26 protein-coding genes, 1 tRNA gene and 1 other RNA gene are annotated in these 26,772 nt (G+C 63.3%); 18 read left to right on the top strand and 10 right to left on the bottom strand.

Annotated elements, in window-relative coordinates:
* Nucleotides 1-3 precede the first annotated feature (3 nt).
* The 10 genes from D7294_RS30420 to D7294_RS30360 form a co-directional block, all read right to left on the bottom strand.
* On the bottom strand, nt 4-975 hold the full coding sequence (locus tag D7294_RS30420) for a N4-gp56 family major capsid protein (protein ID WP_120685049.1): 972 nt from the start codon (nt 973-975) through the stop codon (nt 4-6).
* 32 nt (nt 976-1,007) lie between these two features.
* Nucleotides 1,008-1,523 carry a hypothetical protein gene (locus D7294_RS30415; RefSeq protein ID WP_120685048.1) on the bottom strand — a complete coding sequence of 172 codons (516 nt, stop codon included), beginning with the start codon at nt 1,521-1,523 and terminating at the stop codon, nt 1,008-1,010.
* Nucleotides 1,524-1,984: 461 nt separating this feature from the next.
* The gene (locus tag D7294_RS30410) at nt 1,985-2,899 is read right to left on the bottom strand and encodes a hypothetical protein (protein WP_120685047.1); all 915 of its coding nucleotides are present in this window, start codon (nt 2,897-2,899) and stop codon (nt 1,985-1,987) included.
* A gap of 1 nt (nt 2,900) precedes the next feature.
* Nucleotides 2,901-3,755, bottom strand: a complete 855-nt coding sequence (locus D7294_RS30405; protein ID WP_147450950.1) for a hypothetical protein — start codon at nt 3,753-3,755, stop codon at nt 2,901-2,903.
* Nucleotides 3,748-5,058: a C40 family peptidase gene (locus D7294_RS30400; protein ID WP_120685045.1), complete on the bottom strand. Its 1,311-nt coding sequence runs from the start codon at nt 5,056-5,058 to the stop codon at nt 3,748-3,750. Before D7294_RS30400 ends, D7294_RS30405 begins: the two co-directional genes overlap by 8 nt.
* On the bottom strand, nt 5,058-5,993 hold the full coding sequence (locus tag D7294_RS30395; RefSeq protein WP_120685044.1) for a hypothetical protein: 936 nt from the start codon (nt 5,991-5,993) through the stop codon (nt 5,058-5,060). Before D7294_RS30395 ends, D7294_RS30400 begins: the two co-directional genes overlap by 1 nt.
* Entirely contained in the window at nt 5,993-10,999 is a 5,007-nt protein-coding gene (locus tag D7294_RS30390) for a hypothetical protein (RefSeq protein ID WP_147450949.1), read from the bottom strand. Before D7294_RS30390 ends, D7294_RS30395 begins: the two co-directional genes overlap by 1 nt.
* A 1,075-nt stretch (nt 11,000-12,074) precedes the next feature.
* Nucleotides 12,075-13,874, bottom strand: a complete 1,800-nt coding sequence (locus D7294_RS30370; RefSeq protein ID WP_120685039.1) for a hypothetical protein — start codon at nt 13,872-13,874, stop codon at nt 12,075-12,077.
* 42 nt (nt 13,875-13,916) lie between these two features.
* Nucleotides 13,917-14,753, bottom strand: coding sequence for a peptidoglycan recognition protein family protein (locus tag D7294_RS30365; RefSeq protein WP_338325706.1), 837 nt, complete (start codon nt 14,751-14,753; stop codon nt 13,917-13,919).
* Nucleotides 14,754-14,782: 29 nt separating this feature from the next.
* Complete coding sequence (locus tag D7294_RS30360; protein ID WP_120685037.1) at nt 14,783-16,705, bottom strand: hypothetical protein; 1,923 nt, start codon at nt 16,703-16,705, stop codon at nt 14,783-14,785.
* Between the two features lie 2,015 nt (nt 16,706-18,720).
* Between D7294_RS30360 and D7294_RS30355 the strand changes: the two genes are divergently transcribed.
* The 18 genes from D7294_RS30355 (at nt 18,721) to D7294_RS30285 (ending at nt 26,705) form a co-directional block, all read left to right on the top strand.
* Nucleotides 18,721-18,975: a hypothetical protein gene (locus D7294_RS30355; protein WP_120685036.1), complete on the top strand. Its 255-nt coding sequence runs from the start codon at nt 18,721-18,723 to the stop codon at nt 18,973-18,975.
* A 71-nt stretch (nt 18,976-19,046) separates the two neighbouring features.
* A complete protein-coding gene (locus D7294_RS30350) occupies nt 19,047-19,340 on the top strand; it encodes a hypothetical protein (protein ID WP_120685035.1) in 294 nt (97 codons plus the stop codon).
* Complete coding sequence (locus tag D7294_RS31745) at nt 19,337-19,552, top strand: hypothetical protein (RefSeq protein WP_147450948.1); 216 nt, start codon at nt 19,337-19,339, stop codon at nt 19,550-19,552. Before D7294_RS30350 ends, D7294_RS31745 begins: the two co-directional genes overlap by 4 nt.
* Nucleotides 19,552-19,616, top strand: an RNA gene (locus D7294_RS30345) — hammerhead ribozyme type II. The genes D7294_RS31745 and D7294_RS30345 overlap by 1 nt, the downstream gene beginning before the upstream one ends.
* Nucleotides 19,617-19,636: 20 nt before the next feature.
* Nucleotides 19,637-19,864 (top strand): hypothetical protein, encoded by a 228-nt coding sequence (locus D7294_RS30340; RefSeq protein WP_120685034.1) that lies wholly within the window; start codon nt 19,637-19,639, stop codon nt 19,862-19,864.
* 277 nt (nt 19,865-20,141) lie between these two features.
* Nucleotides 20,142-20,366: a hypothetical protein gene (locus D7294_RS30335; protein WP_120685033.1), complete on the top strand. Its 225-nt coding sequence runs from the start codon at nt 20,142-20,144 to the stop codon at nt 20,364-20,366.
* 141 nt (nt 20,367-20,507) lie between these two features.
* The gene (locus D7294_RS30330) at nt 20,508-20,699 is read left to right on the top strand and encodes a hypothetical protein (protein ID WP_147450947.1); all 192 of its coding nucleotides are present in this window, start codon (nt 20,508-20,510) and stop codon (nt 20,697-20,699) included.
* Nucleotides 20,696-21,052 (top strand): hypothetical protein, encoded by a 357-nt coding sequence (locus D7294_RS31740; RefSeq protein ID WP_147450946.1) that lies wholly within the window; start codon nt 20,696-20,698, stop codon nt 21,050-21,052. The genes D7294_RS30330 and D7294_RS31740 overlap by 4 nt, the downstream gene beginning before the upstream one ends.
* Before the next feature lie 129 nt (nt 21,053-21,181).
* The gene (locus tag D7294_RS30325; RefSeq protein ID WP_120685031.1) at nt 21,182-21,379 is read left to right on the top strand and encodes a hypothetical protein; all 198 of its coding nucleotides are present in this window, start codon (nt 21,182-21,184) and stop codon (nt 21,377-21,379) included.
* Between the two features lie 242 nt (nt 21,380-21,621).
* Nucleotides 21,622-21,807, top strand: coding sequence for a hypothetical protein (locus D7294_RS30320; RefSeq protein WP_120685030.1), 186 nt, complete (start codon nt 21,622-21,624; stop codon nt 21,805-21,807).
* Nucleotides 21,808-21,961: 154 nt separating this feature from the next.
* Complete coding sequence (locus D7294_RS30315) at nt 21,962-22,267, top strand: hypothetical protein (RefSeq protein WP_120685029.1); 306 nt, start codon at nt 21,962-21,964, stop codon at nt 22,265-22,267.
* Between the two features lie 756 nt (nt 22,268-23,023).
* Nucleotides 23,024-23,725: a DUF5753 domain-containing protein gene (locus D7294_RS30305; RefSeq protein ID WP_120685027.1), complete on the top strand. Its 702-nt coding sequence runs from the start codon at nt 23,024-23,026 to the stop codon at nt 23,723-23,725.
* Nucleotides 23,704-23,874 carry a DUF397 domain-containing protein gene (locus D7294_RS30300; RefSeq protein ID WP_120685026.1) on the top strand — a complete coding sequence of 57 codons (171 nt, stop codon included), beginning with the start codon at nt 23,704-23,706 and terminating at the stop codon, nt 23,872-23,874. The genes D7294_RS30305 and D7294_RS30300 overlap by 22 nt, the downstream gene beginning before the upstream one ends.
* A 339-nt stretch (nt 23,875-24,213) precedes the next feature.
* A tRNA-OTHER gene (locus tag D7294_RS32135) sits at nt 24,214-24,277 on the top strand.
* Nucleotides 24,278-24,605: 328 nt separating this feature from the next.
* Complete coding sequence (locus tag D7294_RS32130; protein WP_158674733.1) at nt 24,606-24,869, top strand: hypothetical protein; 264 nt, start codon at nt 24,606-24,608, stop codon at nt 24,867-24,869.
* On the top strand, nt 24,799-25,323 hold the full coding sequence (locus tag D7294_RS31735; RefSeq protein ID WP_147450945.1) for a hypothetical protein: 525 nt from the start codon (nt 24,799-24,801) through the stop codon (nt 25,321-25,323). Before D7294_RS32130 ends, D7294_RS31735 begins: the two co-directional genes overlap by 71 nt.
* Nucleotides 25,324-25,344: 21 nt before the next feature.
* Nucleotides 25,345-25,530, top strand: coding sequence for a helix-turn-helix transcriptional regulator (locus D7294_RS30290; protein WP_120685024.1), 186 nt, complete (start codon nt 25,345-25,347; stop codon nt 25,528-25,530).
* 29 nt (nt 25,531-25,559) lie between these two features.
* Entirely contained in the window at nt 25,560-26,705 is a 1,146-nt protein-coding gene (locus D7294_RS30285) for a tyrosine-type recombinase/integrase (RefSeq protein ID WP_158674732.1), read from the top strand.
* Nucleotides 26,706-26,772 lie beyond the last annotated feature (67 nt).

The following is a 26,772-nucleotide window of genomic DNA, read 5'->3' as shown; positions in this document are numbered from 1 at the left end:
CTATTACTCTGAGTCAATCGAGGAAGTAGTCTCGACTCGGAGAAGAGCCTCTTCGCGGTACCGCTTCCAGCCAGCCACGCCGTACCACCCCAGCGGCCGGAAACGCGCCAGCTTGTCCACAATGGGACCGGCCACGATGTGGAATTCCTCCGCCACGGCCTCGGCAAGGGCCTGCTGGCCGCAGTAGTAGGTGCGGAAACGCCGAACGGTGTTGTCGCCGGTACCGGCATCGACCGCGTTGTAGCACCGAGGGGACTCGACGAAGAAAGCACCCTCATAGGTGCCGATCTCGCCAGCCCAAATATTGCCAACAGCCGAGTACTCGTGCGGGAGGCGCCAGCCGCCCGCACCGCTCTCAGCCCTCAGGTCGTGGCTAACCTCGGGATGGATGTAGGCGCCGTAGAGATTGCCCCGCTTCGGCACCGCCAGAGAAGTGCGGAGCTTCGCCGTGGCCAGCCGGGCAATGCTGGAGTCGAATGCATCGGTGGCCGCCATGGTGGTAGCCGCCGTAGAGGCGGAGGCGTTGGTCACGTAGGTGACATCCCCAGCCATCTTCTGAATGAGGCGGGAGCCGCCGCGAAGCTCGGTCTGAACCACGGTATCAACACTGGTGGCCGCGTTGTAGGCGATCATGTTCGCGATAGCCGGGTCCACGTCGGAGAGCGCGAAGAGACGCAGCCTCCGAGTCCGGAGCACCGCAGCACCGTATTCATTCAGAGTCAGGGTGACGGTGTTCGTATTCCCGACCGCGATAGCATCAGGATCGGTCGTCTCGGTCAGAGTCGCGGTCTGCTCATCGAGATCGTTGTACAGCTCGAACGTAACGGAGCTGCCAGGGTTGGTCTGCTGCGCCGGGCGCTTGTCGGCAAGGGCCCGGAAAAGCGGCTGAGACCGAAGATTGAACTCGAAGAGCTTGTCATACGCCGCCTTGACGGCATTGCTCAGCGCGGTCGTATCTGTATAGGCATTCGCCATGATCTTGCCTTAGTGCTGGAGTCCAGTAGGGATCACCAGGAGAAGGGGCTTCCGTTCGCCTGCATGATGCGGGCGAACTCCTCGGGACTGGCGTTCTTGAGCTGGTTCACCAACTCAGCCTCAGCGCCCTGAGGGGCAGCGGTGCCGGACGTGCCGGCCTCTGCCATGGCCGCCATCTGCTCCTGGAGAGCAGTCGGCACGGTGGACTGAGGAGGCCCTGAGGGCGCCTGCGGCGCCTCTTCCTGGGCGCCCTCGTTGGGCGACTCAGGAAGCCGCGCGAGGGCGTCTCCGTGCGCCTCCAGCCACGTGTTCAACTGCTCGGGCTCACCCGTGAAAAGGCTCGCGCCTGCCGGGTTATAGCCCTGCGCCCTGAGCTGTTCGGCTACGGCCTGCTGACGCTGTTGCGTCTTGAGGCGATCGTTCTCCGCCTTAATATCCTTGAGCTGTTCAGAGACCTTGTCCATGTAGTCCCGGAACCACTTGGGGCCGGTTGTCGGGTCAGGCTCTCCAGCGTCGGAGTAGTCGTTGAAGCCGTATCCGTCAGTCATTGCGCTTGTCTCCCGTATCCCTTTCGCGGCCTGCTCGCCCCCCGGGGAAGGGTTCGCGCTCCGCTACCGGACTCCTAATCAAGCGGGGCCGGTCGATCCGCTCAATGGAAGAATACTTCCGCAATACGGAAAAGACTAATCGTGTACCAGTTCGCGTTGCGATTGCCCCCTCAGGAGGTATAGAAAGGAGGCGTTGCACCGGCGTGGCCGGTGAGGATCGCAACGTCGATGCTGTTAGGGAACAACTAGCGGCCTGGCTGCACAGGTCACGACAATTCCCCGCGAGAGCGGGGGTGGTCCGAGGTGGGAGCGCGGCGCGCACCTGGCCAGAGGCCAACCTCTCCGCGAAAGCGGAGGTGACCCCGCGTGGGTTGTTTCAAGCGAGCAGCAGTTCGCTTTGTGCCCGCACCTGCGGGCGTGCCGGGAGGGGCACGGTGTAGTGGAACGCCCCTCCCGGCTCCTCATGTCTGCCGGGCAGATGCGGCCAAGCCGCCGCGGGCGGCACTCCCGGACGAGCCGGCGAAGAGGGCCCGCTCCTGAGAGCGCAGCATTCGCCCTCGGCGCGCCCCCGGGGCGCCGGGCACGAACACCTCCTCCTCCGCGTCCTCCAGGTCCCAGCTCGTGCCGAAACGCTCGGCGATCGCCCTGAGCGGATTGAAGGACTCCGAGATTTTCCCAAAACCCTCAATGGCCTGATCTCCGGTCACGCCCATCGTGGCCAGATACTCGGCGTCGGTCCGGCCGACCTGGCTAATGCCCAGCCGCAAAGCCGCAGAGGCGATCTGGGCGGCTGCCGCCTGCTTCTGAAGAATTGGCACAGCCCGGGACTGATCCAGGAAATAGGCCACGATGCCGGCTTCGTCCACGCCGTAGAGCTGGCGGAGGGCCCGCTTGAACTCGGGGTTGGCCTGGCTGACGGCCTGAACCTCCAGGTCTACGCGGGTCTTGACTTCGGTCGGGCTTACATCCCCGGCAATCCAGCCCTGGAAATCGGCGGGGTTGTCATAAAAGCCCTTGGGCAGCCCTGCATCCTGGAGGATCTGTCGATAGCTGGATTCAGCGGCCAGGTACTCAGCAGGAGACAGCACCGGGAGTCCCGCCTTTCGGCGCGCCTCGTTGGCTGCGAAACGCTGCTTGTACTCCGGAGTGTCCTGGAGGAGCAGGGCGATGGTGTCGGCCCCGTACCCCTCCTTCAGGTAGTCGTAAATCTTCCCCGCGAGGGAGCCCAGGCCGTAGCTGTTGAACAGCGCCGTGAGGGCGCTGTAGGCGTCCCGCTGCTCACCCTGGAGTTTCGCGCCCCAGTTGGTAGAAGAGCCGTTGGAGATGGGGATGGTGTTCTGAAACTGAGGCGGGATGTACTGCGCTGGAGTCGTCATCTCAGTAGGCCAATCCGAAGTCCTTCAGGACGCCCCTGGCGGTCGTCATCATGCTCTCCCTGGCATTGTTCGTCTTGCGCCAGAGCGGATCGGATCTAACAATCCGCTCGAAATCCCACAGCGGGAAATTCTGCCCGGCGTGACCGCCCTGCATCGCGTTGTAGACGTACTTGTTGGTGAACACGTCTATGTCCGTCTCGGGGATCTCCAGGATTCGCGAGACCGATTGGATGTACGGGGCCGCGAGGTCCTGAACGGACATGCCGGCTCGGATTTGCTGGCCGAAATTCTTGAACTTCGCGGCCGACTGCTTGCGGATGTACGCCTCATGCTCCGCAAGAGTCGAAGTGCCAGCCTGAATCTTCCGGGTGGCATTGCGGTACCAGGTATCCGAGTACTGCATACCCATCTGATAGGCGAGGTCATGAAGGTTATCCCAGACCTCCGCGGCGTCTCCGTAGGCGTAGCCTTTGGCGAATTGGATTCGCCCGCCAAGCCAGTTCTGAAGGCGGGCGTCGCTCCAGCCGAGGGCGAGCCTGTTGTAGACCGCATCCTCAAGGAGGCCACTGCTGATGGTGTTGATTCCCACCCTCGTGGCCATGGCCTTGATTTCCGCAGCGGCATTGCTGCGATCCTGCTTCCAAGTCCCAGGGTCCGTGTACCGGAGAGTCACGTACTCCCGGAGCGTCTGGCTCTGACTTCTCCACCACTTGGTGTTCTTTAGGCTGGCCTGGAAGCGCTCGGCGCTCCAGGAGCCCTTTACGGCCTTGTTGAAGAGGTTCTTAAGCTCCTTGTTGGAGTTGATGAGCCGGAGGCTCAACCCAAAGGATTCCGCCTTTTCCGAAACGTTAGCCATTCCCCACCAACCCCATTGCCTGGAGTACCTGTCGGCCGACGGACAGGGCGTTGTCCCGGACGGTGTCCGTCTGACCCCAGCGGGGGTCATCCCGAAGGCTCCGCTGAAAATCGGAGAGCGTCATCGGGGCCGGATTCCCTTGCCTGTCCTGGCGATTCATCGCATTGCGGATCAGGGGCGTGAACACGTCCAGGTCCGTATCCGCCATATCCAATTCGCTGGCGGCAGCCTGAATGTAGGGCTGGGCGATATCCCGGATGGAATCGCCGCCCATGATCTGTTCCTCGAATCCGGGATAGGTTCCGGCAGCCTGAGCCCTTAGCTGGGATTGCACCTCATCCATGGTGGCCACACCGCGCACGACGTATTGCGCGTAGTTCTTGACCGTCTGGTCGCTGACCTGGATTCCCAGGTTGTAGGCCAGGTTGGTTATCTGCTGGGCGGCCGAGCCTGCCTGGCCGCCGAGGGTGCGGTTCTCCTGGAAGTCCACGTACCGGCCAAGGAAATTCTGGATCATCGCGTCATTCCATTTGAAGGTGACGCTATCCCGAGCCGCCTTGTCGAGAACTTTGTCAGAGAGAATAGCCCCCATCTGCACGGCTATCTGCTGAATGGCCGCCCTCTGGGCGGAGATCTGGGCGTTGTAAGTAGCCGGGTCCGTCCGTGCGAGAACCTGCGCCTCCCGGGCGCTCTCCGAATTCTGTCGCCACCACTTGGTGTTCTTCAGCTCGCCCTGAAAGCGAGTGGGTGTCCACTGGTCCTTCGTCGCCTTCTTCAGGAGGACCTTCAGCTCGGGCTGAGAATCAAAGAAGGCATACGACATGCCGTAGCGCTCCGCCAGCTCGACAGCGGTCGCACGCTGCTCGTGCGTCTGCTGAACGGAAGTAGTGCCAGCGGCCCGGCCCGTGCCAGCAGCTACGCCGGAAATCCGGCGTCCTGCCATGAAGCGGTTTGCGTAGTAGGAATCCCCGAGGCTGGAAATCTTGACTACATCCCCCGTTCGGGGGGCGTGAATGAATTTCCCGCCACCAATGTAAATGCCTACGTGGTCAGGACCCCTGGTGCTCTTGTCCGTGTCGAAAAAGACCAGATCGCCGGCCTGGAGCTTGCCAATCGAGACGCTTGCTCCAACATTGATCTGCTCATAAGTGACCCGGGGAAGGTTGATTCCCAGCCGGGCATAGGTCTGCTGCACGAGACCGGAGCAGTCAATTCCGCTCGTGAGGCTATTGCCGCCCCAGACGTATTTCACGCCCAGCGCGGTACGAGCCACCTTGACTACATCATCTCCGTTGACAGCCATTACGCCCCCAGGTTCGGGCTGCCGAATACTGCCGACTCGAAGGCGTTGGCGTAGGTCGTCGCCGCCTGCACGTCCGCGTACTCCTGCGTGTCCTTGACACGCTCCTCGGCGATGTACTGCCGCCCGGCGGCGTCGAGGCCGCCGGAGCTGGTGGAGCTGGTGCCGATGATCTCGCCCGTCACCGGGTCATGCTCAGACGTGGTAGTCCGGGTAACGGGAGCCTGCGACTCCGCCTCGTGCAAGGCATTTGCCCAGGCGTCAAGCTCACCCTCCCCGGGGTCCCGGCCCATCATCTGCTGGAACACAGCGGTGGCGATGGCCTTCGCCGTTGCCGGGTCCGTGTAATTGATTGCCGTGTCAGTTTGCGTGGTGAATCTCGGCCCAACGTACCGGCGTTCGCCGGTCACCATGTTGACCTCAAAGTTCGGGTTGCTCGGGTCCCTGCGCCAGCCGGAAGCGGAGGTTCCGGACTGGCGAACATAAGAGGTCAGGATGTCCCAGGGGGAGACACGCTTGCGCTCAGTGGTCCCGTACGGGTTGTAATAGCTAGCCTCCTCGACCAGCGTCCGCCAGAGGCGGGCACCCTCTATCTCCCCACCCTCGCTAGGGATGAGGCCGGCGACCTTGGCCTGAGCGATGAAATCCTCTCGCCTTCGGGGGGCCCAGTTGTAGTACTCCTGAAGGGCCTCCTCGCCGGAGACATAGCGAGGGACACGCCCCACGTTCCCCCGCGCCGGGGGGATTCCCTGGGAGATCAGTTCCCTGCGGCGATTCTCCGACTGCTGAACACCGGGAGTCATCCCGAGGTAGACAAGGCCCGGGTACTGGCTCTGCGCTTCCCCCGCTTGCCCCGCCGAGGGCAACTGAACACTGTCCAGCGCGCTCCCAATACCGCCTGGCTCGTCATTGCCTCCAGATTCGCCGCGCAACGCCATCAGGCCGCCTCCTCTTGTGCCTGTGTCGCCCGGTAGGCGTCCTCTTCGGTCACGTCCACACCCAAATCCCGAGACAGGTAGCGAGACCACAAGTCGCCGAAATCGGTGCTGGCCTCCGTGAGCTGCCCCACGAAGGAGCCCCACCGGGCCCGGAGATCTCTATTGGCTTGAGCCCCAAGAGTAGTAAATTCCCGAGCTGAAAGCTCTTCTTGAATCGTCTGGCGACCTTGCAGGTACACTCGCAAAGCCTGCATATCCGAGCGGCCGGGGTCGCGCTCCAGGACCTCTCTGGACACCCGGTCAAGCTGAGGAATCAGGCGGTCGTACTTCATGGCGTCGAAAGAGTACCAATCCGTACTCCACTGCTCGTTGTAGTACGGGTTGTCCACGAGCCCATTCCCGAAATCCACTTGAGGCGAACCGAGCAGGTACACGAGCTTCTGGCGTCGTTCCTCCAGGTCCTCGGCGCCGGCGTCGTGAATGCTATTGAGACCACGCTGAACCGCTTGAGCGTTAAGCCCGTTCACAATACTCGTGTACTGGGCCCAGCCCCGGCGCCTATTGTTCTCCTCCAGCATTTCCCGCGCCGAGAGACGGCGCCTCTGCGCCTCCGGATCACCCGGCTCTAGCGGGTGATTCAGTTGGTAGGTGTAGACGGCCGGCGAGAAAGGTCCCTTGCCCTCCGGGCCGATGATGAGGGAGCCCAGCTCGGGGAACTCCTGGAGCACATCCTCATACTGCTGACTGAGGCGGTACGCCTCGTTCGTCGCCTGGATGCCGGCCTCGTTCTTGCTCATGCTCTGAGCGAAGATGAAGTAGTCATCGCCGAAGCGGTCCAGGAATTCTACGTCGGCGGTCTCCGGGTTTTCCCGCTGGAGGTTGCGGTACTGCTGGCGATAGAACTCGAAGGCGTCGCGCTGCTGCGTGGCAGCAGGCTGAATGAATGAACTGGCAGCCCGGAAGAACCAATACTCGCGGGTCTGGTCTGCGATCTCCTGGGCACTGGGCATCGGGATGCCCTGCGTCTCGTGCAGGAAGATGGCCCGCTGGGTGATCTGCATCTTGACCTGTTGATACCGGTAATCGCTGGTATCGAACGCGGTGAGGAAATTCCGGATGGTGGAGGGGGCGGCCGACTGCGCCGCCCGCTCAACGATGCTGCCACCGCTGGGGGCCCCGAAGGGGAGGATGCCAAGGTGCTGTGCCAGTTCGGCTTGAGTCGGCTTGTCCTTGACGTACTCACCAACCGGGATCTGCACAATGGGCCCGAAGCCCGGATTGAACCAGGGATCTCCCTGCGTGACAAGGTTGATTGAGTTCTGGCTCAGCGAGAAGTTGCCGCTGCTGCGCTCAACTCCGAGGGCAGTGCCAAGGGGAGTGTCAATCAGCCACTCAGGCATTCGGCCGACAATCCAGCGATCATCCTTCGGCGCAAGTTTCCGCTGTCCGGTGACGGGATCGATGTACGTCCCGTCCGGGAAAATTGCATAACCCTCAGAGGTCTGAAGGTGGCCGATGTAGGCCGGCGCGTTGAAGAATTTTTGGGCGTAGCCCAGGATCTCCGGCTTGTCAGCGATGAGCCTGCCCCAGCGCTGGAAACTCTCGGTCGTTGCCGAGAAGAACGGCGATATGAAACGCAGGGCCGCAGCAGCGTCCGACCTGTGGGAGATGTCGAAGACCAGCTTCTTCATATCCCTATGCGCAAGCCGTCGAGCGACCTCCGCCGCCCGCTCGACCTCTTCGACAGTGCGCGGAACGGCGCCCTGTGCGGTGCGCTGAGATACCACAGTCTTCAGGTGGCCCTCATAAAGCTGGTTGAAGAGCGGGTGCCGGGAAAAGGTCCGGGCGGGCAGGGAGCTGGCGAAGTGATACCAGTTCCTCATGATGCGGTTGACACCCCGCATCTGATCAATTCCGCGAGTGCCAATCAGGCCCTCATGGACCTGAGGCCGTGCCGTGACGGGCACGGCCTCTCTGAGGAATTCGGGCGTCACCCCCTCCGGGGTGAGCGCCTGCTGACGAATCTCCGGGAGGGGGAGATAGTCGTCAATCTCAGCCCGCGCACGGGCAACCAAATCGCTGGGTGTGGACATGGACTCCACGCCCAGGCGCTTCCAGTAGGCGCGCCCCTCAGGGGCGCTACGAAGCCAGCGAATCGCCTCATCGTCCGTCGCCCCGGCGATCATCCGCCGAAACAGGTCATCTCCTGCAAGCTGGGCATTGATGGCCCTGGCCCACGCGGTGGCGTGGCGGCCCTCGTCGGCAACGGCGTCGATCGGCCGCCCGCCGTTATCGAAAGACCGCAGCAAATTGTTGTGAATCAACTGCCGGTTGGTCGCCAGGAGCTGGTCGTACGCCTCGGTGCCGGACGTGATTTTGGCGTAATACTCGGCCCGCTGTGAGCCGGCGAGCGCGGCAGGGAACTGCTGCCCCCCAATGGTTACCGGTCTGCTGCCCTGAAAAGCGCGCTGCTGGCGCTGCTCTACGGCAGCTATACGGGCCAGGGCCTCGTCACGGCGCGCCGTCAGCTCGGCTGCCATGGCCTCCAGCTCCTCCAGGCGGTCCGCCCTGTAGGGGGCGGGGACGGAGGTGCGCGCCTGGGCAGCGCGAAGCTGCGCCTCCCGGCGCTCCAGAAAGGTCGCGTGTGCAGCTCGACGCGCCTCGGGCGCATCCGCAGGCAGCGCCTCCAGGCGCTCACGGGCCGCGTCCCGCAGTCGCGTCGCCCGGGCGAGCGACCGTTCCGCCCCGGCGGTCTGGGCAGCCTGAGCGCCCCTCAGGCGCCTGATCTGAGGAGTGATCTCGCGGAGATATCCCTCCGCATAGTCAACAGCCTGCTGGCTCGTCAGTCGAACCGCATGGTCCATGCCCCTCGTGGTCCGGTGCACGAGGTTGGTGACCAAGTTGTTCACGCCGTATCCGGCCCGCATCAGCATGGTGGCCGCGCCAAGGGCGGCCATTTGTGAGCCGATCTCATCCCCGAAAGTCCTAGGGATGAAGCCGATACGGAACAGCGTAGAGAATTTCCAGAGCTGGTTGATCTGATCTCCGGCCGCAGTAATCCAGTCCTGCCCAGCCCCAAGGCTGCGCCTGAGGGCCTGGAAACTACCGGCATTCCGCCGAATCACCCTGTCGAACTCGGCCAGATCGTCCAGGACGTGATTATTGATCAGGCGGCTCACGGAGTTCGGGTGAATGGTCACCCCGTGGTCACCCTCGAATGCGTCAACGCGGATAGCGGGTCGGCCGTCCCGGCTCATCCGGGCGGCGCTGTACTGCTGCTCAATGTTCGCCCTCAGGCCCTCGCGGGTCGTCCGGTTCCGCTCCCAAATCTCAATACCGGCCTTGGGGTCAAGGCCGTGCTTTCGGGCGATCCGGGCCATGGCGTCAGCGCCCATGGTCTCCAGGAAGGCGAGGCGTTCACCCTCAGACTGCGTAGCGAGATATTGGTTCAGTCGCTCCTGACGCTGGGCCGGATTCAGCCCGGGTATGCGGGCGAGCTGTGCTCGCAGTTCTGAAATGTTCTCGGCGCTGAACGCGCTCCCGTTGTCCAGCTCCATGAAACCCCGTGGGTGGGCATTCTTCACCATCCTCACCATGGTGACGGGCATCGCGAAGGCGTCGCCCAGCCCCCACATTCGGGTTTTGACAATCCCCGTACCGTCGCCGGCGGGGCCTACACGCTCGGCGCGGCGGCCCCGAGCTGGGCCAGCCGTGTAATCCGCCTGAGCCGCCGTGCGGCGGCGGGCACGCCGGTACTGTCCTCGGCCGTAGTACAGCCGATCTATCTCGTCAGCATGTTCAAGAATCTGGTTGTGTCGGTTCACCAGCGCCTCATCGGCGTTGATGGCCTCCTGAATCCGCTGGCGCTCCTGCATCGCCAGGGCGCGCATTTGCTCGGCGCGAGGACCGCGAACGGTGGTCTGAGCCAGGTAGCTCTCCTGCAAGGAGAGCCGAGAGCGATAAGCGTCAAGACGCTGCCTGGCCAAGGCGTTGGATTGCGCTAGCCGCTCCTGAGCGGCTACGTCTCCCATGCCTACGCGAATGAATTCCTGAACCTCGTCCGCATTCCGCAGCACCTCATTGATAGCGCCGAGGCGGGGACCCATTCCCGACCTGATCGCCATGTCCGTGTTGGAGATCAGGGCCGGGTTGCCCCGGTTCTCGTTGAGAAAATTGATGAGTTGCTGGGTGCGGCTGTTGTTGATCAGGTCGGCGATCTGGCCCTGCGTCCAGCCGCCTGACGGGCGGGCTGCCGTGGTCATCGCCCTCCGGGCGGCACCAGCCCCGCGAAGGCCATGGGTGATCGGGTCCGCATACCAGCGGACGGCAAAGTCAAAACCGCCGCTAAGGAGGCGGTAGTTCAGGGAGCGAGAGCGAAGCTGAGCGATGTACGCGTTGCCGCCGCGGGGATCGACGGGCATCCCCATGTCGGCAAGAATGCGCTGCTGCTCGTCAAAACCCATGTCCTCCCAGCCGGGAACCGCGTTCTCGATCCCAGGGGGTACATAGTGAACCAGGGAAGAACCGACCGCCTTATCGGCGGCATCCGGATCGCCCAGGAGGTGATTCAGCAGGATGTTGGCGCCAGGGGTAAAAGTCTGGCTGGCGCCAAGCAGCTGGACACCGACGTTCTCTCCGGCATACGGAAGCATCACCGCCTGGCCGGGGGAGATGTAGTTCGCTGCCGTCCAGGTCCGAGACCACTCGGAGGGGGAGAGGATGTCTCCAGGACGCTGAGACATCAAAACGGCCGTGGAAATGGGCTGCGAGATGGCATTCCCATAGACGTACTCATAAGCCTGGTTGAAGCGCTCAACGCCTTGCGTAAGTGCGTGGGTGACGGTGTGCCTGGCAGCCGCCACCTGAGCCGCCCCGGGGCCCTCCGGAGTGGAACTCCGGTTGTCTAGCGGGTTGATATCAAACAGCCCCGGGAGGGGTGTCGAGTGATAGACCTCACTGATAGCGTGTCCGGCATCATCAATGAGGTCACCGAACCAATTACCCATAGGTCGGGCCATCCGGGGGATAGAGGTCTATCACGTCCGAGGTACGCACCATTGCGTGCGCCAGGGCGTAACCGCCCTGCGGAGGCCCGTGGAGGGCCATATCCACGGCCAGTGCCGGGGCGTCCGGGTAGGCCGCGAAATAGTTACCCATGTCGGCGAACCAAGTCTCCATTAACCCCTCCCCGGCGGAATGCGGCTCTTGATGTAGCGCACGAGGTTCCTGCTCGCCCGGCTGGCCCCGGGCGCGTTGGCCATACGCTCCAGGGCGGGCAGGTAAGCAATGAGCTGCTGCATGTCCGCGTCTGGCTGCTGGGTCAGCCCCAGGGCCTCCGGGCCCGGCCCGGCTCCGGCTGCGGCGCCGGCTGTAACCGGGGTCCCCGGCTGGGTGCTGGGTGCACCGAACGCAACGCGCTGCGAGAGGTCCACCCCCGCCCCGGCGCCGCCGCCCTCGGAGGCGCTAAGGGGCGCCGCCTGCTGGAGGTCCCGCAGCTCGGCCCCTTCCCCGTAGCTCCCGCCGGTCGGCACCCGAACCGGCTGGCCCCCGCCCTGCGGGCCATCGGTACGCCGGGCAAGCGGGCCCGGCCCGCTGACAGGTGCTCCCTGTGCGGGCTGGCGGTAGCCGCCCCGGCCGCTTGCTGGCGTCGTCACGGATTAGTGAACCGGGTTGGAGTTCGCCGGGACGGTGGGGTGAGGGGCGAGGAAGCCCGTCCAGCTCCCATCCACGTTGTCAGGCGCCGCGCTGCGGGGGTTGGTCATCGACTCCGAAGTCGCGGGCATCTGGGTGTGAATCGGACCCATGTCACCCTGAAGGGACTCCTGCGGCCTGGCGGCCGAATGGAAACCGTCGCTCATGTCAGCCATTACTTTCCCTTTCGGGTCTTGTGCTCTTCGCAATACTTCGCGGCCCGGGGGCCCTTGCTGAGTAGCCGGGGATTCATGCAGCCCTCACGGGCGCACTGCTCGGCCCCCGGCTCCGTCGCCGGGGATTCCGGCTCGGGAGCCTTCTTCGCTCGCTTGCAACCTATGTAATGGGTCTCGACGCCGCGTTCCGGCGCCCGGCCACAGCTTCGGCATGTCATGCCGGAACCCTCCTAGAAACGGAGGCGCGAAGATCCGGCGCGCCTCTCTGTGTTAGTCCGGCGAGCAGGCTCATCATGTCCGGCTGTCCGCCGGCACCCATCTGCATCTGCCCTGGCGCCACATTCTGTGGACCGCCCGTGAGCGGGCTCTGCCCCGGCAGCGTGCCGCCCTCGGCTGCGGCCGTCGTTGCCGCGTCCTGCGGCTGCTCCTTCGGGGCGAGAGCCTTGAGGATCGCCTCATGCATCGGGAGCTTGTCCCGAAGTTCGATAATGCTCGCCGCCTGCTGGAGAAGCTGTGTCGGGTCCATACCCTGCTGAGCCATGATGCCAATGGACGCGAGCATGGCGTAGAGGCCCTGCTTCAGGGCGTCCGTGGTCTGCTCCTTATCGACCTGCGCCTGAAGCTGCTGGACGTCCACGTCCATCGGAAGCTGACGCTGAACGAAGTCCCGGGGAACGAGCTGATCACCCCGGAGTTGGAGCAGGAAAACGAGGGCCTGGTTCGGGTTCATACCGGAGGCGAAGCCATAGCTCACGCTCACCCGGTATGAACCCTTGATGTCCTTCGAGGGCGTGTACGTCTCCTCGAAGGGCGTTCCATTGATGACGCCGGAGATGTCCTTCTGCGCACCCGGCCAGAACTTCTCGTCCATCTCGAAGGCCAATTCAAGGGCCCGCGAAAGCGCGTGACCGATCATCAACTGACCGGTTCGCACCTGGATGTCATAGCCACCGGCAAGGGCCTCCACGCCCTTGCCGGTAATGATACTGGCGTCAATATCACCAGTAGCCGCAGCCGGGGTTCTGGTGCCCCGCTGGACTTCCTCGGCAATCAAAGCTTCCTGCTGCCAAGCGGCAGTTGGGATATCCGTGCCGACACGGCGGATCTTGTCCGGGTTGTCGGTCCGGATGATGGCGTCATCACCGAAGCTGATCTTCTGCACGTCGCTCGGCAGGGCGAGTGGAGCGCGAACGGTCTGGTTCGTCGCCTGCAAGCCCAGCATCGCCATGCGGTTCCTGGCCAGCATGGGCCAGATCACGTCATCGTATTGGCCGCGCTCCTGGTCATCCCAACTCGGCTTCTGCGCTATCGCGACCGGGACTTTACCGAAGAAGTTCTCCATCATGGAGAGAACGAGATTCTTTCTCTCCGGCATGTAGAGGACGATCTGATCCTTGTCCCAGTACTTGACAACTTCCAGTTCGGCCATGGCGCCCGAGCTGACATTCATGCCAGCGTCGCCGCGCCCCATGATGGTGTCGGCGTGCTGCGGAAACTTCGCCGCCAGCTTCCATGCCTGCTCTCGCCACACCTTCGTGTAGCTGATGACATCGCCCGACAAATTGAATTGCGGATACGACTTCATCGGATTGTCAATGCGGAGGCGGGGGGCGCCGGCCTCGAAGTCTGGCTCTACGACGATCGGCATTGAGCCGTAGCTCAGATACCAATCACAGCCGGTCGGCATCTTCGTCTCGAAGCAGCTATCAATGATGTAGCTGTACGCGATCTTTGTACGCTTCGACTCGCGCCGCTTCGCGGCCTCGGAAGTGGAGGTGCCGTTGGCACAGTTGATGGAGGGCAGCGGCGCCAGATTCTCCGCCAGCTGCCGGGCCGCCAGGTCGATTGCATTGGCCACGATCGGCTTGGGCCACGCGTCCGGCATAGTGCCGGGCGCTATTCGGTCCATTTTCTGTGCGCGAGCGTCATAGAGAAGCTGGTGCCGCTCATCGCGCTCAGTGGCATCACGCCGCAGGGCCTCCACCCTGCGAGCAATCTTTTCCATGGGGTCCATGGCGCCTCCGAGCTTTAAGCAAACTTCAACTTGAAGTATGCCCTACCTATCGAGACGCTGCGCAATCTTCTCGACGACAAGATCGGCAAGAGCCTCCATATCCACACCGCCAGTCGGCAGCGCCTTTCGGAGGTCCGCAACCTCCGCCTTGATCTCCCGAACCCGCGCCCCCAGGTAGGTAAACCAGGTCTCCGGAGTCACGGTCTCATTCCCCCTGGCCGCAGCCTCGGGGGCGGAAGTCAGGATGTCGCTCTTCCAGACCTTCGCGATGTCGTCAGCACTCAAAGGCATGTCTTCCTCCTTGGGGTTCCAGTTCGCCGGATGCGCAAGCCGCTCGGCGACGTGCGCCCTGAATGTGGGCATGTCGAACGATGGGTCGATCTTCTGGCTCGTGGATTCCTTGTGCCCAATTACGGACTTCGCGCCCCAACCGTGAGCCCGGCAGATGGCGGCAGCGAAGCGCACGGCGGTGTCGTACTGCTTGCTCGGGTACGGGTCCTTGCCGTTGCCCAGGTTCTCAATTTCGAGGCCATAGTAGACGGCATTGCCGTCCACGTCCCCGGGTCCCGGAGCCACCGGCCGAGTGCCGTAGCTCTCGTTGGCAACCTGGGCAAGAACTCGACTGTCCGCCTTCCCGGCGTGGTTGGCTCGGCCATTGCCGATCATCCAAAAGCCGTCGGTCTTGCCGAGCCATGCATGACACAGCGGCCCCGGCAGGTCGGAGCGGCCGTCGTAGCACACCTCCCGGTCGCCGTGACCGGCGGTGTGATGTATCAGCACCCCGTTGACGGGGCCCCAGGCGCCGTGTCCGGCCCTGTTGTGCGTGCGCCAGCCTGAATGCTCGTGGACGGAGATGCCCTCCGCCCTGAGGGCAGCCACGAGCCTATCCGCCGATAGGGGAGTAGCCATCAGTTCCACCGTCCGTTCCAACTGGTCACCAAGTCATGCTGGAGAGCGAAATCAATGTCGATGGTGACCTGATCCTCAGATGACCGCGAAGTCATGAACTCAGAGTCGCTGAAGTGGGTATCCGGGAAGTCGGTACCCACCAGCTCGCGGCAGCGGATCTCGGCGAACCAGAGGGCCATGACGGTATCCGTCAACCCCTTGGTCTCCGGGAACCAGGAGCAGAGCTGTTCCACGAGAGCGCGAACGCTCTCCGACTGCGTCTGAGACGGAAGCCGAATCAGGTTCCGGCCCGACTCCCACCCCTCGAAGAGCGTCGCCATCGAGGCGACACCGAAGTCCGCGTCCCACTTCTTCGAGTCCGTGTGGTGCGGCTTGATCATGCAGCCTCGGGCCGCAAGCTTCTGCCGGATGTCCCGATCCTGGATGATCGACATCTGATAGGCGTTGCGCTCGACGCGCCACTCCTGGATGCCGTACCGCTCGGTGAGTCGGTACAGCTCCGCACGCATCTCGTGCGGAGGCAGGGCCCTCTTGTTCACGACTTCGAGCACCCACCTCGTGCCCGTCTGCCGATCGAGGCCGATCACCACCATGGCCGTGTAGCCAGCTGCCGCCGGGTCGAGCCCGGCGACAACGGCCAGGCCCTCCATGCCGTATTTGCGGTGCTGAGGCTGGCCGGCGAAAAGGCGGCCCGGGTAGCGGGCCCGGTCGATGCAGCCCTGAACGGCTGCCATCTTGAACACCGCGTCGTCGGCCACCTGCTCCTGCTGGTAGACCATGCTCCAGTTGCGCGGCGACATCTTGCGCCGCTTCTTCGCCAGGGCCTTGCCGTCCCACATCGGCCAGAGGCCGTCTTCGTCCTGCTGGACGAGCTTGCGGGCGGCGACGGTAACGGGCGGCCGGTTCGTCTTCGGCCAGAGGGTCACCCAATCCTCGGGGTTCTCTGCCGTCTCCAGCACGGCGGGCTGAGTGAGGTACGTCCAGGGGCTCTCGCCCTCGGCGTAGTACTGAGGCTTCAGGATCTCGGAATAGAGATCCACGGTTTCCATTCGGGTGCCGATGAGGAGCATCCGGCCGCCGGCGTCGGCGACACGAGAGCCCACCTGGTTCTGAATCCAGTTGATCTGAGACTCGAATTGCTGGTGATTCGTGTGGTCTACGCAGTCGTCCATGATGGCGAGATCACACCGGGACCCGTAAATGTGGCCGCCGATTCCTACCGCCTGAACGGTCGGGTCCTTCTCGCCGGAGTCGCGCCCGGCGACATAGATCCGGTCGGCAGTCCAGGAAGCGGCGCCCTCGGCGAAGCCCCCAGGCGGCCCGAAAGCCTGCTGGAGGTCTATGTAAGCCTCGGACTCGGCCAAGCGCTCCTTGATGCTCAGGAGAAATTTTTTGGCCATGTCCTGCGTCTTGGAGATCAGCAGGATACGAACGTTCGGGTCCTGACAGATCCGCCACACCACGTAGTTGACAGTGAGTGTGGTGCTCTTCGCGTGCTCCGGCGGGGTGTTCACGAGGATCTGATCCTCGTCACCACGAATGAACCGCTGGTTCGGGTGCAGATCCCGGGGCTCCCGGCCCTCCAGGAGGTCCACCCACTGCAAGTGGTGCCAGAACAAACGCGTGTTCAAGTACCGCTCGGAAAACTCTGGGAACTCGGGCAGCTCGGCGCGGTTGCCCGCGGCCCGGTCGATTTTGTCCTGAAGGGCCCTGTCGATCAGGTCGCGGAAGTCGGGGTCCGTCCGGCGGTAGTAGTCGTAGGTCGAGCGCCCCTTGCCCGCCTGGCGGCAGCCTTCCTCGATGGTGTAGCCGCTGCGGACGGTGGCCAGAATGATCTTCTTCGCGTCAGCGGCCGACGCCTTGGAAACCCTCCGGTCCCGGGGGGCGAGTTTGCCATCTGCTAGCACTCTCAGCTTGGCCATGCCGTCACGCCTCGCCCTCCGGGCCTTCAGGGGCCCCTTGGGGGCCGTCTCGCGGCTTCTATGGTACTGGGGACTCGAACGCACGTGCGAGGCCGTTAGACGGCCGCACAGGGCCTCGGAATTAAGCGGAGGGCAAGCCTCCGGATTTGGATCGAAGAGACGTTCGAGTACACTCGGCCACGCCGGGTTGAGCACGCTCCCCGGCCCCCCGCGCAGAACGCGGAGGCCGGCCGTTAGAGGGCGCCGATTGATGTGCCCGATTCGCCGGGCAATTCCACGAGGGCCAGGCGTCCGGAGGCAGGAGCGCCGTGGCGGACACACACCAGACCTGAGCCCACATGCCGCGCTGATCAGCAGTAATGCGCTGATCCTCCCCTGTCCGGGGCTCCATGTCCCGCGCCACCGGCGCGGGGAAATCGGCGCCACCGAGGCGCCAAGAATATATATGGGCCAGCCGTCAAGGCTGGCCGGAATAAGTAATACCGAGCCGCCCTAAAGCGGCTCGGATATTACAAGACAAGGCGACCCTGAAGGGTCGCCATAAGACTACGGGGTTTGCGAGCGAAATGAATGGTTACACCATTCATTGAGTCGAGCCACGGATTTTAACAATGTGGGGTCAAAGACCCCATAATATAAATATATGAGGGCGAGACACATGAATATGTGGCTCGACTCAATGAAAAATAGGTGACTCACCTCTTTTCCCTTGCATAGCAAGGGCAAATCGGCTCGTCACCTGTACATGTGCATGCTTCGCATGCATACACATGGGGCAGAGCTGTGGCTCTGCCCTTGTATGTGTGCACCACTGTGGTGGTGCACGGGTACGGCTCCTTCGTCGCCGTACTCATTGGGCCGCTCCGCAAGAGCGGCCCTTATGGGGAAGCTGCCCTTGCGGGCAGCTCATTCATGTCCGGCAGCATTCGCTGCCGGATTACGCACGCGCATGCGTGCGCGAGGGCAGCTTCGCTGCCCGGCTTTCCTCGCCGGACTCAACCCTGAAAGGGTTGACATGGGCACGCCCTTTCCCTTCCGGACTTCTCTCCGGCCGCGAAGGCGGGCGGGGGAGGGGATTCGAACGTCTGTACGCCTCTGTGAGGCGCCGTGAGGGCCTTCCCGGTACCGGACAGCCACTCGCCCCTGCGAGGGGCGCACGCAGGCGCACAGGGCCCTTCCCGGGGCTCTGTTGGCCGGTGAACCGGAGCTGAGTGCACGTCAGGGGCCGGAGCACTGCCGTGCTCCTGTGCGCCCGTGCGTGACCCCTTGGCGGCACAGCGTGCCCCGAATGGTGCACAGCGTGTCTTTGGGAGCGGTCCCATGCCAGAGAGTGACATTAGGTATGCCTTACCTGCACACGTGCTTCACACGTGTGACCAGGGCGGACTTGTCAAGAGGCGTCCCAGATGGTGGACATGTCACCTCGTCAGGGTTACGCGAGGTGACTGAGCGGATGCCAACTTGAGTTGGCATCAAAGATCTTGGACGCCCCGTACAACCTTTCCGGATGAGAGCCTGTGACCTGCAAGGATGATGCTCACGGGATGGCTTTACCGTCTCTTTACTTGACAGGAAAACTTGGCGCTTGAGAGAGTCTGTCTCGCACCGCCAAGCACGACCGCCCGGCGGGCCGCTCCCCCGAGGGGAGGTCATGGAGCCGGGGTGGCAACGGTCCGGATGTGGAGCCCTTGTGAGGGTCCCCGGCCGACAGGCGCACAGCGGCGCACAGCACGACAGGGCACGCGGCAGGGCCACCGAGAGGCGGTCGGCCGGAGTGCAGGAGGCTTTGAAAACTCAACAGTGAGGCCGAACGAACGAGTGGCCGGAATGGTTGAATGAGAACCGTCGCAGTGCGCTTCCGCGCATAGGTGGTGACTCCGCTGGACTTGACCGGGCAGCTCGTTCACACGAGGGCATTCCTTCTCCTGAACTACTGGGAATGCCTCTCGTCATGCAGGCAGGGATAGAGGCCCTGTCCGCTTGATGAGTTCATCGTGATCTAAGGGAGAGAGATCATGGCCTTTGAGGTCGCGCGAGTCGAGCGCGAGATTCGCGGCGGTACGGCCTATTGGGTGCATCTTTACGGTGACGGGAGGTTCACGTCCGATGCGGAAGCGCTTCGCGCAGCCAAGCGCGAAGCGCGCAAGTGGGCAAAGGAGCTTGGCTTTGGCAAGCCCCACCATTGCTTCATCGGGTACGGATCGGGAATGTTGGTCGGGCACGATTGGCGCTACAGTGTGAGCTTCGGTTTCGAGGGGCGCACTGACTGACTCGCTTTGCAGGTCCATCGGATGCACGTCTTGAACGTGCATCCTCTTGGATCTACAGAGGGAGAAAGATCATGAGGAAATTGGAGATCCCCGGAGCCCTGGACGCCTACATCATGGGCACCGGGGCGGTAGAGACCCCGGGGGACGAAGAGGAGCGAGAGTATTCCGCTTACCTCAAGTCGTGTTCCATCCGCCGCCACGGCCGGAACTATACGCGGGTACTGGTTGATCCACCTGAATGGATGGTGGAATGGCTGCGCTACGATGCGGAAATCCTGGCGAGCGCCGATCCGACCCCCGCGGAAACTAGGGCAACGAACAGATTCCTGTCGAAGCTGCCGCGGTATCCCCGGGAGGGGGAGTGAAAGACGTGCTGCGATGGTATGACATTCACATCTACAAGATTGATGATCCCAAGTACTGGATACCCGCAACCATATCCGCTTCCAATTGGTTGATGGCGCAGACGAAAATGCGGCAACGACTGGCGGAAGATCCCGAGTTGTGGGAGGGGATGACCTTTACGATTGCCGTGCCAGCGGATGAATTCCGCTCCGATGGCTCGGGTAAGGGCTGAGGCGAAACGCCCCATTGGGGCGTCCGGGGAGGGTGGCGCCCCCCCGCTGATGAGCCAGCCAATGTGATCTAAGGGAGAGAGATCATGGATGAGGCGGAGTACACGACCACCATTCAGGGACTCACCATCTCGGTGAGCAAAGATGGTGGCGGCACTCTCGGCAAGAGCTATGACGGCACGTGGACCGTGACGGTTTGCAACGGCGGCGTATTCGTGCTCGCCAATGACGAGTTCGGCACTGGCACCCCGATGACACATGAAGAAGTGGCGCATGCCGCCTGGGACTTCGCACAGGCCGAGATCGATTATTAATGCTATCTCGCGGATATGCGATAGGGAGAGGTCATGAGGCACACTGTCACCGCCGCCCGCCGGCGTGCGAGGGTAGCCCCTGAGGGAGTTGTCTACGGGGCGCCCCTGCCCGCACGGCTCTACGTGATGAGAGCCAGGCACGAGCTGAGGTACTACCCGTACGCCCGGGGCGTGACACGCCGGGCCGCACGGGTACTCACCACCCCGTGATCCTGCCGGGCCTGAGAGCCTACGGAGTGCCGTAGGCTCGACTGGTCTTACAGGAGAGGGAGAGACCATGGAGGGGATCATGGCGCAGTATGTTCAAGCTTGGGAGATCACTGGCCCCAAGTTCAGCGGATATGTCTATCGGCAAGACCTCGCCTTGAGCAAGCTCAGGGAGGCCGGTAAGGGTGCCGAAATGCGGACAACTACTATCGTCCGTCACGACAACGGCGACCGGGAGTATCTGCCTGGGACTGTCGCCGCCGAGGTTCAGCGGTATCGCGAGGGCAATGCCTGAGGCCCTGCCGGACCATCGGGCGCACATCACGATGTGCGCCCTGTTGGCCTTACAGGAGAGGGATAGGTCATGAGTAACGAAACCGTGGAGTGCAACTGCCCCCATCGGAACGCAACCACGCAAGCGCAATTGGGCGACGACATGCACACTCCCACGTGCGCGACTCGCGCGACGTACGAGATTTCCCGTGAGGAAATCTCCGAGGAGTGCGACGGCATGTTCCTGCTGTGGGACACTGCTCAGCACATCGGAACGCGCCCCACGGATGAAGAGATCCGGGAGCACATCCGGGAGTGCGAGATGTGCTCCGAGGTCAGTGGGCACCTGCTGTGAGAGACACGAAACGCTATCACTGGGAATACCTTGGGGTTCAGGCGCGCAACCTGAAACCGCAGGACAGAATCGAGGAGACCGCGACTAGTACGGCAGTGCTGGTAGTGATCGGGCGCCCCAAGATCAACGGAGGTGAGGTCACAGTAGTAACGCGCAAGGGAAATCGTCTCAACGAGGTCTTCGGTGAACGTACTACACGCACCTATGGTGCGAATGAATGGCTCTATGTTTACCGACTGGACAAGAATCTTACTTGCCCCGAATGCGGAAAGCCATTCGAGACGACCGCACTTCGCCGGCATCACCAGATCGCCGAAGGACACGCCCTCGGGGGCGATCCGCACGACGTCTGACGCACTGCCGTAGCGACTTGGCCACCGAACCCCACTCGGTGGCCTTATCGCTGCTACAGAGCAGCACAGAGGCCCGGGGCGGCATCCCCGGGCCTCTACTTGCCTACCGGACATTGGGAGAGATCCGGCATGAGTGAGAGTATCAAGCACGGCCACATCGCCGCCACCCCCATGGGGCTGTCACTGCACTACGTGCGCCAGATCAAAAAAGCGCTCAGCGGGCATCTACCCACGCAGGGAGACAGCACCCTTTGCGCACTTCTTGAATTGCTCGAAAGGGAGCTACGCCACCAGGATTTGATCCTTGCGGAAAAGGTCGGTGAGTGACCGTGGGACACGAGCACATTTACGCGTCTTCTTACGACATCAATTGGACCGAAGTGGAGTCCGTCTACTACGACCCCGATTGGGGTGTGTGGGTGGGGACCTGTTGCTGCCCCATCGGCTCGATGGAGTAGTTCAACCACAAGACCGCCGGGCGCCCTAACCCCCTGGGGCGCCCGGCCCTGCCGGGCCATCGGGTACGCGTCTCGTACGCGTACCCTCTTGGTTCTACAGGGAGAGGGAGCATGATGGAGGAGACGGGAACGGCGGCCCAGGGAATGGGCCTGCATCACGTTCACAAGAACATCCGCGCCGAGCTGCGTGAAGCGCTCGGGGCCTACGACAGGGCAGAGAACGCGGCGCTCCGTGCGGACGCCGCGGTACGGGTAGCCCTTTGGGCTCGTACCCTCCTGGAGGCTGACGAGCTGTAAGGCCGGGAGCGCCCCTTCGGGGGCGCTCTCCTCTCCGTGGCGTCAGACGCCCGTACATGCATGGTTGCAGGCCCCTGCCTGCCTCTCCCCTCCTGTCCGGGTGGGGGCCTCCTGCGCATGTGCGGGCATCTGATCTCACGGGAGAGGAGAAGCAATGAGCACCGAGATCGCCAGTAACAACCCCGGCCGCGCCATCAACACCTATGACCTGCTCGAAGAGATCATTGAGGCGACAGGCATGGATCGGCGCGAGGCGCACGAGTCAATTCACGTCCTGCTCGATCAGCTCGTGGACATTGACGGGCACGAGGCCGTCATCCTGAGCACGCGCCCCATGCGCCCGGAGCTGCTGGTGCGCAACGAGGGCGACGTGGACATCTATTGGTGGATTGAGATCTCCGATGATGCCGCGGACGCGATCCGCATGCAGCTCATCGGCTCGGAGCGGGCGTCTAGCTGACATCCGCTGCCCGGGTGCGCTACGGTGGTACCGCTCGTCCCCGCACCTGCGGGGTTGGCCCACACAGTGGCCAGTTGTGGCAGTTGCTCCCCGCATCTGCGGGGTTGTCCCTTGGAGAAGTGGCAGCCGCAATCTGCTCCCCGCATCTGCGGGGTTTACGGCCCCCGTCTCGTGTCACGAGACGGGGGCCGATCTCTTCCCCGCCGGCCGGAGGTCGGGGCCGGGGGGCTTCTCACTTGGCATATGCCAATCCCGAGTGGGGTCACCCACTCGGGCGAATCGCCCCCGCCGGGAAGTCCCCGTGGAGGCATAGTGCACACATGGATAGTCGATACATCGGGATCGAAGGCACGGACACCAGCCGCCTCCGACATGAGGCGAGGCAGAGCGTCACCGGGGAGTGGTACGTGGTGACCCCGGAGGGGGGTATGGCCCACCACGTGGGCCCTGACGGGTGCACCACGGCGGCCCGGGGCCTGGAGGAAAGGGAAGCCAGGGCGCTAGCCCGTGACCTCAATCGCGAGTGCTAGTAGTTCTTGAACTGCCGGTTGCAGTCCAGGCAGATCCAAAAACCGCCGCCGCCCTGGCTGGTGACATTCGTACTGCCACAGTGCGGACAGGTCATTACTGCCTCCTCGGGGAGTGTGAGTGGAACCAACTGGGTTACACGGAGGCCCGGTTGGTGTCATACTACCCACTCCGTGTGACAGAAAGGCCACAATCAGCAAGTAAGTTCGACTCCAGGGAGAGGGAGTTATGGAGAGTACGCACACCCTCCTCGCGCGCCTGCGGGCGCGCGATCAGCAGGGCGCCGGTCGCGTTGAGGACGTGGCGTACGGCGCCGAGGGCATCGAAAGTTTGACGCGTCTCGACGGCCGGGCCCTTTCAATCCGGAGCTGGGGCGGCCCCACGGCAATCCCGGGCCTGCTCCAGGTCCCCGTTTACATGCAGGCCCTCACCCGGGCCGCGCATCCTGACCTGCCCGAGATGGAGGTTCGCCGACGCACGCTGCTCAAGTCCGCCCGCGTACAGCAGCTCATCCACCGGCTCGCGGAACCACGGGGCCCCTGGGTCCACCTGATCATCGGGGAGCGGGCAGTCACAACCCCGCTCCCGGGCTCCACCGCCGTACACATTGCGCAGCTCAAGCACCTGCTCATCATGGCGCAGCGGGAGCGCGTAGGCATGCAGATCCTCCCGCACGACCACGTACCCCCCGCCCTGGCGGATCACTGCCTCCTCTACACCCTTCCCCCGGAGGGGAGGGCTGGGGCGTGGGAGTATCCCCATGTCGGGTACGTGGAGACGGTGATTGGGGGTTTCTACTCCCACCGTCCCGGAGACATGAATAGGATGTTGAGCGCCTTCAGCGTCATGCAGAGGGTTGCAATGAATCAGGGCGAGACCCTTCGCTTCATCCAAGGACAGGTGGACCAGTGGACCAGGAACCCGCGCTGACATTCGTCAAGTCAAGCTACAGCAACAACGACTGTGTAGAGGTCGCCGCCGGCGCGAACGTGTACGTCCGGGACAGCAAGGACGAGGGCAAGGGCCTGCTGGCTGCCTCTCCGGACGCCTGGAGAGCCCTCCTGGACTCCCTCCGGTGAGACGGGGGTTAGCGGTCCTGGCGGGCTTCTGGGCCGCCGTGGTGGCCCTCGTGGGCCTGGCGGTAACTGCCACGGGAGCGCCGCTCGCCGGCGTGCCGATGCTGGTCTTCGCCTTCGGGCTCGGCTGGCTGACGCGATGGCTGTGGGTTCTCCCGGCAGACTCCTGGGAGGCCCGGCGTAGCCGGTAGACAACTGAACAGATCGAAGGCCCCCGTTCGCCGGGGGCCTTCGTCATGACTCCGCCCCTCCGGGGCGGTTGAGCGTCAGGGCCCGCGCTGACGCGCAGCGGGTCCGGTCAGCCTGGCTTGGCACCACCAGGGACGCGCAACGGTGCCACGGTCCCTCGTAGCTCAACCGAGCAGAGCCCTAGGCGGAGATCCCGGTTCGAATCCGGGCGGGGGAACGGTGATCCGGCACATCCTAGGCGCTGACGCCGGAGCCCGTACGGCCACGCACGAAGCGGTTGAGTGTGCGCACACGATGACGCCGTGGACAGAGCCTCTGCCCCGTACGTAGAGCCCGCCCCGTACCCCCATGCGGGGCGGGCATCCCCCACCACCCACGCAGATGATCACGGGAGGTGATTACTACCAGCCAGATCGGTCGTAAGTTTGGTCGTTGGCGAGCCCTAGTGCATGCACGTGCACCGGGCGCGCCATACTCAGGCCACCCCGACCGATCACTCACCCGAGGATGACCCCACGATGCCACCGCGACGGAAGAAGCTGAGCGTGGAGGAAGAGACCGTCCTGTTGGCCCGGATTGACGCCCGGGCCGACGTAAGCCAGCGCGCTGACTATGACATGAGACGTGAGATCGCTGCCGCCCTCAAGAAGGGCGTGAGCACATACAAAGTTTCTGATTGGCTGGCCAAGACCCGAGGCATCAAGGTCACAGCGGAAACCATCAGAGTTTGGGCTAAGAGTGTCGAGCCGGACAGTAAAGGCAGTAGCGGATATTCTGAGCGATCCGCAGAATCAGGAGAAGACGGCTGAGGAAATAGCCGAAGCCGTCATAGAGAAAGTCCGCGAGACGGACGCCCTGGTTTCCAGGGTTGCCGTTGTGGGGCAGATCCAGGAAGGCTCCAGGCCGCCTCTCACGGTGGTTCTGGGGCCCTTTTCCGCCCGGGGGATACTGGATACTCCGGAGAAGTTCGCGAAGGCCACAGCGGGCGGCACAGCCGCCCGGACGGCCGGCGAAGGACTGGCCTGGAATCCCAGCACGAAAGTCGGGCGCGGGCGCTTCATGCTGGCTCCTATCTTCAAGAGCCCCCGAGAGGCATGGGACTTCCATAAGGAAATCCCCGTCTTCAATCCTCCAGGCGGAGAGTATTTCTACCAGGCGGCTCACGCCCTAACGGCGTGGAATCCGGAGCAAATAGAGCCAGCCTGCGTCTGCGGGCTAAGGGCGGGGATCTACTGCCACAAGCACATGAAACGAACAGAGTGACCCACCGATCGGGGAGGCGAGATGCAGTACGGGGATGAGGAGCCGCTTACGGTCCCGGAGGTGGCCGCCTATCTGCGGTTGTCGCGGAGCCGGATTTACACCCTGATACAGCAGGAGAAGATCAGAACGATACTCATGGACGGCTCACGGCGCGTGAAATTCCGGGAAGTCAGGCGCTTTGTGGATTCTTTCCAGGTGACCTCTTGATGGCGAAGCGCAGGCCGAACGGGTCCGGCATGGACCCAGTGAAGAGGAAGGATGGCCGCTACGCGGCTCGTGTATTCACGCTTCAGCCAGACGGTTCCAGGAAGCCCAAGTGGGTTTACGACCGGGACTATGCCGAATGCATCCGGAAGCGTGATGAACTCCTGTCGAAGGTCCGGGATGCCATCCCGGTACCGAGCCGGAGTTCCACCCTTGCGGAATGGCTGGACTACTGGCTGGAAGAGATCATCCTCAAGGGACGCCCCTATACGACATACGCTCGCTACGAGGGGGATTCCCGGCTCTATCTGAGGCCCAGGCTCGGGAGCCGCCGCCTTCAGGCGCTCTCTGTCGCGGATGTCAGGTCACTCCGGAACGACCTGATCCGGGCCAAGGGGCCCGGTGTCGCAAAGAGCGTCCTCGTGGCGCTGCGTTCCGCCCTGAACGCAGCCATGGAAGAGGAGGTGATCGCGCGGAACGTGGCTCGGCTGGTAGATCTCCCCGATCCTGAATACGTTGAACCTCAGCCGTGGTCGGCTGATGAGGCGGCGGAATTTCTCAGGGGAGTTCAGCGGCACAGGATGGCCGCAGCATGGCTGCTGTTGCTGATCCTTGGTCTTCGGCGTGCAGAAGTTCGGGCGCTCAGGTGGAGTGACATCGACTGGGAGGCGCACACCATTCGCGTGCATCGGCAGTCGCAGCGCCTTTCTGTTCCCGGGCGAGAGCGCACGGAAGTCGAGTACAGGGTCAAGGGCAGGGGCCGCAAGAAGAATGAGGGCCGCATTGGTGTCCCGGACTTCATTGTTGACGCGCTGGTGAGGCAGCGCATCAGGCAAGGAGAGCAGCGAAGGCGCTCCGGGGAGCGGTGGCAGGATCACGGGCTCGTTTTCACCGGCCATCATGGCCGACCGCTGGACCCGAGTGCCCTGCACAAGATGTTTCTTCGCCAGTCGTCGAGGCTGGGACTGCGGCGAGTGCGTCTGCACGACGCACGGCACGGGGCGTCCAGCCTCCTCGCCCGGATGGGGGCGCAGCCTCACGTGGTGCAGACGATCATGGGGCACACGAACGTGCAGACCACGTTCGGGGTGTACGTTCACACCGAGTGGGACGAGCAGCGCGAGGCCCTGGAGCGTGTGGGATCTCGACTCTTCGGTACCGCTGCTGTCAGTGACTAGTGTCAGGCACCTTGTGCACCCCAGCTGAGCTGGGAGCATGTGGGACCATGACAAAGATCCTGATCTC

The organism is Streptomyces hoynatensis, from assembly GCF_003626535.1.
Lineage (GTDB): Bacteria > Actinomycetota > Actinomycetes > Streptomycetales > Streptomycetaceae > Streptomyces > Streptomyces hoynatensis.
This window is presented reverse-complemented; position numbering and strand designations above follow the sequence as displayed.